This window comes from Streptomyces sp. NPDC101219 (genome assembly GCF_044767675.1).
Lineage (GTDB): Bacteria > Actinomycetota > Actinomycetes > Streptomycetales > Streptomycetaceae > Streptomyces.
This window is the reverse complement of the sequence record NZ_JBIWOK010000001.1, coordinates 707,715-716,463: the sequence shown is the minus strand read 5'-3', so window position 1 is coordinate 716,463 and position 8,749 is coordinate 707,715. Positions and strand designations below refer to the sequence as shown.

Annotated in this window: 9 protein-coding genes; 3 read left to right on the top strand and 6 right to left on the bottom strand. The window is 73.6% G+C overall.

The window, feature by feature from the left end; translation table 11 throughout:
- Positions 1–304 precede the first annotated feature (304 nt).
- The 6 genes from ACIRPP_RS03280 to ACIRPP_RS03255 all read right to left on the bottom strand — a co-directional run bounded on the left by ACIRPP_RS03280 (position 305) and on the right by ACIRPP_RS03255 (position 6,030).
- Entirely contained in the window at positions 305–970 is a 666-nt protein-coding gene (locus ACIRPP_RS03280) for a response regulator (protein ID WP_403637542.1), read from the bottom strand.
- Positions 967–2,118, bottom strand: a complete 1,152-nt coding sequence (locus ACIRPP_RS03275; protein WP_403637541.1) for a sensor histidine kinase — start codon at positions 2,116–2,118, stop codon at positions 967–969. The genes ACIRPP_RS03280 and ACIRPP_RS03275 overlap by 4 nt, the downstream gene beginning before the upstream one ends.
- A gap of 121 nt (positions 2,119–2,239) precedes the next feature.
- Entirely contained in the window at positions 2,240–3,640 is a 1,401-nt protein-coding gene (locus tag ACIRPP_RS03270) for an NAD(P)/FAD-dependent oxidoreductase (protein ID WP_403637539.1), read from the bottom strand.
- Positions 3,633–4,817: an MAB_1171c family putative transporter gene (locus ACIRPP_RS03265; protein ID WP_403637538.1), complete on the bottom strand. Its 1,185-nt coding sequence runs from the start codon at positions 4,815–4,817 to the stop codon at positions 3,633–3,635. The genes ACIRPP_RS03270 and ACIRPP_RS03265 overlap by 8 nt, the downstream gene beginning before the upstream one ends.
- The gene (locus ACIRPP_RS03260) at positions 4,814–5,425 is read right to left on the bottom strand and encodes a toxin (RefSeq protein ID WP_403637536.1); all 612 of its coding nucleotides are present in this window, start codon (positions 5,423–5,425) and stop codon (positions 4,814–4,816) included. The genes ACIRPP_RS03265 and ACIRPP_RS03260 overlap by 4 nt, the downstream gene beginning before the upstream one ends.
- Positions 5,422–6,030 carry a hypothetical protein gene (locus ACIRPP_RS03255; RefSeq protein ID WP_403637535.1) on the bottom strand — a complete coding sequence of 203 codons (609 nt, stop codon included), beginning with the start codon at positions 6,028–6,030 and terminating at the stop codon, positions 5,422–5,424. The genes ACIRPP_RS03260 and ACIRPP_RS03255 overlap by 4 nt, the downstream gene beginning before the upstream one ends.
- A 668-nt stretch (positions 6,031–6,698) precedes the next feature.
- Between ACIRPP_RS03255 and ACIRPP_RS03250 the strand changes: the two genes are divergently transcribed.
- The 3 genes from ACIRPP_RS03250 to ACIRPP_RS03240 all read left to right on the top strand — a co-directional run bounded on the left by ACIRPP_RS03250 (position 6,699) and on the right by ACIRPP_RS03240 (position 8,714).
- Entirely contained in the window at positions 6,699–6,989 is a 291-nt protein-coding gene (locus ACIRPP_RS03250) for a hypothetical protein (protein ID WP_403637533.1), read from the top strand.
- Positions 6,990–7,109: 120 nt separating this feature from the next.
- Positions 7,110–7,706 carry a helix-turn-helix domain-containing protein gene (locus ACIRPP_RS03245; RefSeq protein WP_403637532.1) on the top strand — a complete coding sequence of 199 codons (597 nt, stop codon included), beginning with the start codon at positions 7,110–7,112 and terminating at the stop codon, positions 7,704–7,706.
- Between the two features lie 132 nt (positions 7,707–7,838).
- A complete protein-coding gene (locus ACIRPP_RS03240) occupies positions 7,839–8,714 on the top strand; it encodes a class I SAM-dependent methyltransferase (RefSeq protein ID WP_403637530.1) in 876 nt (291 codons plus the stop codon).
- Positions 8,715–8,749: the final 35 nt, after the last annotated feature.

Below are 8,749 nucleotides of genomic sequence, written 5' to 3'. Positions count from 1 at the left end.
GACGACGGACCCAGCCCTCCAGCGCGGCCCGCTGGGCATCGGTCACCGACAACGGCGGAATCTTCGGACCCGGACGACTCATGCCCAACCAACGACGAACCTCCGACTCAGGTCACTAGGGTCTTTTGTTTGGATCGGGCCGGATCAGGGAGCGGGGTCCGGTGCTGGGGCTCGCAAGGCGGAGGAGGGCGGCAGGGCGGAGCCCTGACAACCGACGACAACGCGGCGAGGCGCGGTGCCGGGGCCCGCGAGCCCGGCGTGATCCGACCCTGCGCCTGCCCCAGGCCCCCGGCGACGAGAGGCCCTAGCGGCCCCCGGTACCGGGCGTGACGAGTCCGGTCTCGTAGGCCACCACCACGGCCTGGGCCCGGCTGCCCAGGTTCAGTTTGGTCATGGTGCGGTTGAGGTGGGTCTTGACGGTGGCCTCGCTGATGAACAGGCGGTCCGCGATCTCCGCGTTGGACATGCCCCGCGCGCAGAGCTTGAGGACGTCGACCTCACGGGACGTCAGCGCCTCCAGGTCGGCCGGCTGTTCGTCGACGGTCTGCCGGGCGTACGCCTCGACCAGGCGCCGGGTGACGCTGGGGGCGAAGAGGGCGTCGCCGGCGCCGACCGCGGCCACGGCGGCGAGCAGCCGTTCCGGGCCCGAGTCCTTGAGGAGGAAGCCGGAGGCGCCGGCCCTAAGTGCCCCGTACACGTACTCGTCGAGGTCGAAGGTGGTCAGCACCAGCACCCTGGGCGGTGCCCCGTCGGCCTGGGCGAGGATGCGTTCGGTCGCCTCGATGCCGGTCATGCCGGGCATGCGGATGTCCATCAGGACCACGTCGGGGGCGGTCTCGGCGGCCAGGGTCACGGCCTCCCCGCCGCTGCTCGCCTCGCCGACCACGTCGATGCCGGGGGCGGCGCGCAGCAGCCCCACCAGACCGGCCCGGATGAGGAACTGGTCGTCGACGACGAGCACTCTGGTCATGTGGCGGCGTCGTCTCCCTGCACGGTGGCCCGCGCGGTGGTCGGCAGGGTGAGCCGCACGGCGAAGCCCCCTCGGTCCCGCGGGCCGGTACTGATCTGCCCGCCGTAGAGCTTGGCCCTCTCCCGCATGCCAATCAAGCCGTGCCCGCCGCCGGTCCGCACTCTGTCCGGAATCACCCCCTCACCGTCGTCCGTGACCGAAACCGTCACCTGGTGCGGCTCGTATCTCAGCCGTACCTCGGCCTGCGCGCCGGGCGCGTGCTTGAGCACGTTGGTGAGGGCCTCCTGCACCACGCGGTAGACGCACAGCTCGATGCCGGGGGCGAGAGGGCGTCGCGGCCCTTCGACGGTCAGGGTGACCGGGACGCCGGCGCTGCGGATGCGTTCGGCCATGTCGTCGAGGCCGGTGAGGCCGGGCATGGGGCCGGCGAGGGCGTCGTCGTCGGTGGTGCGCAGCACCATCAGCATGCGGCGCAGTTCTTCGAGCGCCTCCTTGCCGACGGCGTCGATGGTGTCGAGTGCGTCGCGCACGGTCCGCCGGTCGGTGTCGAAGACGAAGCGGGCGAGACCGGTCTGCACGGAGATGACGGACATGTGGTGGGCGACCACGTCGTGCAGTTCGCGGGCGATCCGGCCGCGTTCCTCGGCCACCTCGCGGCGGGCGCGTTCGGCCTGTTCCCTGCGCAACTGCCGGGTGAGCCGGGCCGAACGGAGTGCGAGCGCCCCGAACCGCCAGAGCACGGCCGGGTAGACGACGGCCTGGCCGAGGACGGAGGGCCAGGAGTCGGTGTGGTTCACGGCGCCGGCGTAGATCCAGACCGTGCCCATCAGGACCGCGCAGGGCAGGGAGATCCGTGCCGGGCGCAGCGAGGCCACGGTGTAGACGGCGAGCATGGGGCCGAAGCTGCACACCACGGGCCAGTAGCCGGCGGTGATGTACACCAGCCACACGCCGTGGACGAGCAGGCACACGGTCACCGGGGCCCGTACGCGGAACACCAGGGGCAGGTGGGTCAGCAGCACCAGCGCGTAGGCGGCGGCGTCGAGGGGCTGCTGGCCCTGGCGCGCGGCCTCGGGGCCCAGGAGCAGGGCCACCGCGGTCAGCGCCGCCGCGATCAGACTGTCGACGACGAGGGGACGGCTCCGCATCGCCGCAGCGTAGCGCCGGGTCGGCCGGATCGGCGTCAACCAGGTGCGGTACCGCGGTCGTTGGAGACCACCGCGGGCGCGCGCGGGGCGTGGGCTGGCACGGGCGGGGGGCCGACCCCGGTCAGGGGAGGGCGGCCTTGCGTTCGGCTTCGGTGAGGGGGGCCCGGTCGAGGTGGGGCTTCTTCGGGCCGAACAGCATGGGTATCAGCATGTCCGGGGAGAACAGACGGGTCGCCGGCCTCTCCATGCTCATGACGTCCAGCAGGGCGGACATCGCCCGCGGGTTGCGGGCCCCGGTGGCGACGGCGCGGTCGACGAAGCGGGCGAGGAACCGCTCGGCGGCCGTGGGCGGGGTGTCGGTGGCGCCGGGGTAGAAGACGTCCTGGCCGACCGCGAGGTCCCAGGCGGCCGCGACGGGGCGGGACGCGGCGCGCTGGAGCCGGCGGGCCGTGCCGGGGGTGGTGAGGCCGGTGGAGCGCAGGGTGTCGCGCACAGCGACGGCGCCCTGGGCGGCGACGGTCAGGCCGTGACCGTAGACCGGGTTGTAGGCGGCGACGGCGTCGCCGAGCACGGTGAAGCCGTCGGGCCAGCGCTTCATCTTCTCGTAGTAGCGGCGGTGGTTGGCCGTGCTGCGGGTGGTGAAGACCTCGGTGAGGGGTTCGGCGTGCTCGATGAGCTCGCCGATGACCGGGTCGTCGAGGCCGAGGGCGTAGCGGGCGAAGGCGTCCGGGTCGGCGGTGGGTTCCCCGCCGCGGGTGCCGCCGAGGGTGACGAGCCAGCGGCCGTCCTCGATGGGCAGGACGATGCCGCCTCGGCCGGGCGCCTTCGCCGGGTTGGCCTGCACGTTGACCAGCGGGAAGGTGTCGCCCGCGCGCTCCGGGGCCCGGTAGATGCGGGTGGCGTAGGTGACCCCGGCGTTGACGTCGCGTTCCGCGACCCGGGGCAGTCCGAGGCCGGTCAGCCAGGTGGCGGCGCGGGACCCGCGGCCGGAGGCGTCGACGACGAGGTCGGCGTCCAGGGTCTCCTGCGTGCCGTCCCCGGCGCGGACGCGCAGGCCGGTGACGCGTGCGGCGTCGCCGCGGAGGGACAGGGCCGTGGTGTCCTGGCGGAGGGTGATCCGCGGGTCGCCGAGGACGCGGTCGCGCAGGACCGCGTCGAGCAGGTCGCGGGAGCAGACCGCGTTGCGGTGGTGGGTGGACAGGAAGCGCCGGAACCACACCTCGTTGGGGGCGCGGGAGACCATGTCGCCCATGATGCGGGCCATGCGTCCGCCGCGGGCGACGACGGCATCGGTGAGGCCGGGCAGCAACTCGTCGAAGGCACGGACGCCGCCGCTCCACACGAGGTGCGCGTGCCGGGCCTGGGGCACGCCGCGCCGGGGTTCGGGGCCGTCGGGGAGGTGGTCGCGTTCGACGACCACGACGTCGGCGAACTCGGTCAGGGCCGCGGCGGCGAACAGTCCGGCGGCGCTGGCTCCGATGACCACGGCGGTGGGCCGCCGGGGGGTGACGCGGTCAGACATGGGCCTTCGGGCTTTCTGTGCTGGTCACCCGTCGGCGAATGCTGTCGAGTGAGCGGGGGCGGTGCAGGGCGACGGAGATGGCGCCCAGGTGGTCGGTGACGGCGGTGCTGACCCGGGACGGCTGTCCCGTGGTGCGGGCGGGTGTTCCGGCGCGGTAGGCGTCGATCGCCTCGCGCAGGGCGACGGCGCCCGCGGTGGCGCGTGCCTTCGCCTCGGGCCGCGTGCGGGCCGCCTCGGCGTACACGGCCCGGTAGAGGCCGGCGTCGAAGTAGGGGGCGAGCAGCCGCAGCGCGTCGTGGATGCGCTGCTGGCGTTGCAGCACGCGCAGGTCCAGAGGGACCCACAGGCCGAACCGGGCGGGCGCCGCCGGCGCGAGGACGCGCACCGCTCGCGACAGGGCGCGCAGCCGCAGGTACTCGCTCTGGTCGCGTCCCCACCGTTTCAGGGCGGGCCCGGCCTGCGGGACGATGAAGCCGATGGCGGCGAGGACGGCCTCCATGAGGGCGAACGGGGGTGCCGCCTTCGTGCTCAGCCAGTCCCAGTCGACGCCGCACCAGCGGGCGGCGACGGCGGTCAGCTTGGCCACGTCGAAGACCAGCCCCAGGGCGAATCCGGCCTGGAGGAAGACGATGCCGGTCTTGAGCCAGGGGTTGCCCACCTCCTTGAACCACTTCCACAGCATGTAGGCGGCGGTGAGGCAGGACGTGAGGTGGGCGAGGAGGTAGAGCAGGATGTGCTCGCGCATCCAGGGGGTGGTGGCGTAGTAGGTGTCCAGGTCGTAGATGCGGGTCCGGGGCACGTCGGCGAGGACGAAGGTCACCCACAGGGCGACGATGGTCGCCGCGTAGGCGGCGTGGATGCGCCGCAGCCTTCTGCGGCGCCGCTCGGACGGTTCCTCCCGCCAGCGCATGATCATGGTCAGGCCGGTGGCGCAGGAGGCGGTGAGGAACGAATAGGCCCAGGGGGCCGCGAAGTTGGGGATGCCCGTCATCTCGTTGAGGCGCTGGATGTTGACGGGGATGATCACCACGAGAGCGGCGGTGGCCCAGAACAGCAGCAGGGTGGTGGCCCGGATCTCGGGATCGCGCCAGGCCCGGACGAACGTCGGCAGCTTCAGGAAGAACGCGAGGGCCAGCAGGACCGTGGGGACCGCGTACGGAACGTGGAAGGACGTCATGACAGGATGCGGCCGCTCCGGCTGGTGAGCGACACGTTGATGCGGCCTTCCACGGTGGACTGGCTGAGCGGGCCCTCCGCGTAGCGGCCCTTCATCCAGGAGCGGACCTCGCGGCCGAAGAGCAGGCCGAAGGTCTCCGCCTTCACTTCGCAGTCCTCGACGGATCCGGTGCGGGCGGCGACGGTCAGCACGGCCTCGCGCGGGACGTCCTGCGAGGTGAGGATCTGCCGCACGGCCACGTCGACCGCCTCGGGCGCCCCGCCGGGGGCCAGGGTGCGGGCCGCGGCGGGCACACCGGCGGCACGGTGGCCTCCGTCGCCCTGCTCCTCGTGCCAGAGTTCGTGCCCGAGTATCACCAACTGCGCCTCGGGGACCATGTGTTCCTCGACGACGATGATGGAGTGGTCGCCGCAGTCCAGGCGCATGCCGGACACGGGGATGTCGGGCGGGAACGACCGGAAGACCAGACGGATGGGCCGGCCGGTCCGCGCGGTCATGGCGGAACAGAACGCTTCCATGACCTCCCGCGGCTCGGCGGGCCGCCGCACGGAGCCCGCTGCGTGCCGGCCCAGCACGGTCAGCAGGGACTTCATCGCCTTGGTGCTCAACTCTGCTGACCCCCCTCGGGAGGCACGACGGACCGCAGGACGCCCTCCAGGAGACGCTCCAACTGCTCGCGGGTCAGGGAGCCGTGCATGCGCAGGTCGGTGGAGCGCACCCCGTAGCGGTCCATCAGGGCCAGCACCGGGTCGTTCTCCGGGCTCTCCAGTTCGCGCAGGATCGGCAGCAGCGCGTGATTGAGGGCGTCGGCGGCCGGTGCCGTGAAGAACGCCTCGCCGCCGTCCACGCCGAAGTAGTCGACGAGCCCGTGCAGGAGTTCGACACTGGGCACCTTCTTGCCGTCGCAGATCTGGCGGGCCCAGTACTCGGAGACCCCCAGCTGCCGGGAGATGTCCGCGGCCAGGTCCGACATGCGCTTGCCGGTGGCGGCCATGTCGGCGCGGGCGAGCGCGGCGATTCTCGCCCGGACCCGGTCGTTGACGGACTCGTCGGGTGGTGAGCCGCCTTGCAGCAGGGTGCGGACGGTGGACTCGGGCAGGGCTGTTCCGGCGGCCAGCTCGGGCACGTTCAGCAGGTCCGGCGAGAGGCCCTTCTGCTGGACGACCTCGTCGAGGCGCCGCAGTGTCTCGGAGAGAGGATGGGGTGAGGCCACCTGTGCACTCCGGGGTTTCGGGGACGACGGCTGGTCTGTGCGCAACGACCATACGCGACACGGCCGTTCGGCAACAACGATCGTTGAGGAGGGCCGGTCGATCGTTGTCCGGATGCCGCACGGCGCCTTCCGACCGCACGGCGTCCCACGGGGCCGGAGCACGCACGGCCGGGGCTGCGCCGCGCGGCATCCGGGCGGCGTCCGAGCCACCCTCGGGCGGCCCCCGCGCGGCACTTGGACGGCACTTGAACGGCGCTCGGACGGCGCGGACGGCGCAATCAACGATGCTTGCGTAGCCGAAAACGATCGTTGACAGGTCGTCATGCCCCGTAGCACCATCTCGCTCATCGGAACCGCTCGTCCACATGCCGGGGGCGGGCGGTTCCGGGCCGCTCGCCGTCTTCAGACGCCGCGCCGCGAGGCGCGGCGGGCGAGCCGCCGACGGGTCTGCGGTCAGCGGGGCACTCCCCCCGTGCCGCGGGACACCGCAGATCGCCACGGGGGACGCCGGGGTGCCGCACGGGGGGCGGCATCCCGGCACCTCCCCGCCCACGGCCCGCACGGCCCACCCGGCAGTGAACCGGTCACGACGGCACACGACCCGCACGTGCGCGCCCGGCCGCCCCGACCCGGGCCGCGGGGCGCACGGCGACACGAAGGGGGAACCGTTGAACACACCGCCCGCCCTGCGCCCGGAGCACTTCACCCGAGCCGAGGCCGCCGAGTTCCACCGGCTGATGACCCATCTCGTCGCCACCTGCCGGGCGGTCGCCGACGAGTATCCCGACGGATGGCGGGCTCCCTCACCCGACCGGCCCGTGGACTTCGGGGCGTCCATGACGCTCATCGCCGACCTCTCCCGCACGCTCGGTCACACCCGCCGCCGCATCCGCCGGATCGGTGACGGCGCCCGCTACCGCCTGCACAGCGGCGGGCCGACGGCGGGCAGGTGGCGGTAGCGGGCCCGGACCCCGGCGGAGGCGGTCGCTCCGCAGGCCGCGTGCGTCCGAGGCGGCCGGCCCGTCCCGGTCGCGGACGACACCAGGCCGACGTTGCACTGAAGGCATACGCTGTTGCCCATGCCGCAAGACGATGACGACCTGGACAGCCTGGTACGCAAGCGGATCCGCGCCCTGCGGGTGGCGCAGGGCTGGTCCCTGGAGGAACTGGCCACGCGGGCCCGGCTCAGCCAGTCCACGCTCAGCCGCATCGAGAACGGTCAGCGGCGACTGGCCCTGGACAGCCTCGTGACCCTCGCCCGCGCCCTGGACACCACGCTCGACCAGCTCGTCGAGACGGCCTCCGACGACGTGGTGGTCAGTCCGATGATCGACAGCGTCCACGGGCTCATGCGCTGGCCGGTCAAGGGCGACCCCGGCATCACCGTGGTACGGCAGCGCATGACCGAGCCGCCGCCCGACAACCCCGCGCGGATGCGCGCGCACCCCGGGCGGGAGTGGCTGGTGGTGCTGTCCGGCACGGCGGTCCTCATGCTCGGGCACCGCCGGCTGCGCATCGAGACGAACCAGGCCGCCGAGTTCCCGACGATGCTGCCGCACGCGATCGGCGCCGAAGGGGGACCCTGCGAGATCCTGGGGATCTTCGACCGGGACGCCCGGCGGGGACACCAGCGGGACGCCGACGGCCGCGCGGCCCGGGGGCCGGACACGGCCTGACCCGGAACACGCCCTGGCCCGACAGCCCGTCGGCAGGGCACGCGTTGCGCCCTCGGCAGCCCGCCCGGCGACCTTCTTGCGCGCTCGGCAAGAGAGTGTGCCTTCCGCGCAGGGCCGGTCTACCGTCGCCGTATGACCCGTCCCGCAGCGCACCCGGCCCACCACGGCGACCCCCGGCACCCCCGGCACCCCCACGACTCCGACGGCCACGCCGAGATCCTCGACCTGGACGCCGAGGTCCTCGCCGATCACCTCGCCGGCATCACCGCATGGCTGCCCCTCCAGGCGCCACCGCGCCGGATCGTGGACCTGGGCTGCGGAACGGGGGCCGGGACCTTCGCGCTCCTGGACCGCCTCCCCGACGCGCGGGTCACCGCCGTCGACTCCTCCCCCGGTCATCTCGAACGACTGACGGCGAAGGCCCGCGAGCGTGGCCTGGAGGAACGCGTCCAGGTCATCCCGGCCGACCTCGACGCTCCCGACTGGCCCGACCTCGGCACGCCCGACCTGGTGTGGGCCTCGGCCTCGATGCACCACCTGGCAGATCCCGGCCGCGCCCTGCGCGCGGTCCACGACGCGCTCGCTCCCGGTGGGCTGTTCGCCGTGGTGGAACTGGCCGGCTTCCCGCGCTTCCTGCCGCCGGGCGCGCCGTCGGACCGCCCCGGCCTGGAGGAACGCTGTCACGCGGCACGCGAGGGGCTCCACACCGAGCGGGTGCCCCACCGCGGCGCCGACTGGGGCCGGCTGCTGGAACACGCCGGATTCACGCCCGCCGGCACGCGCACCCTCACCGTGCAGGTCGGCGCCGACGCACACCCGTCGGTCGGTGCGTACGCCCTCGGCGGCCTCCGGCGCCTGCGGCACGGCGCCGCCGGCTCCCTCTCCCCCGAGGACCTGGCCGCGCTCGACCGGCTGCTCGACACCGACGGCCCGCACAGCCTCCTGCGCCGCGACGACCTCGCGGTCCGCACCGAGCGCACGGTCTGGGCCGCCCGCCGCCCGGACTGACCGCCGGCTCCTGTCGCGCCGGCCGGCACAGCGCG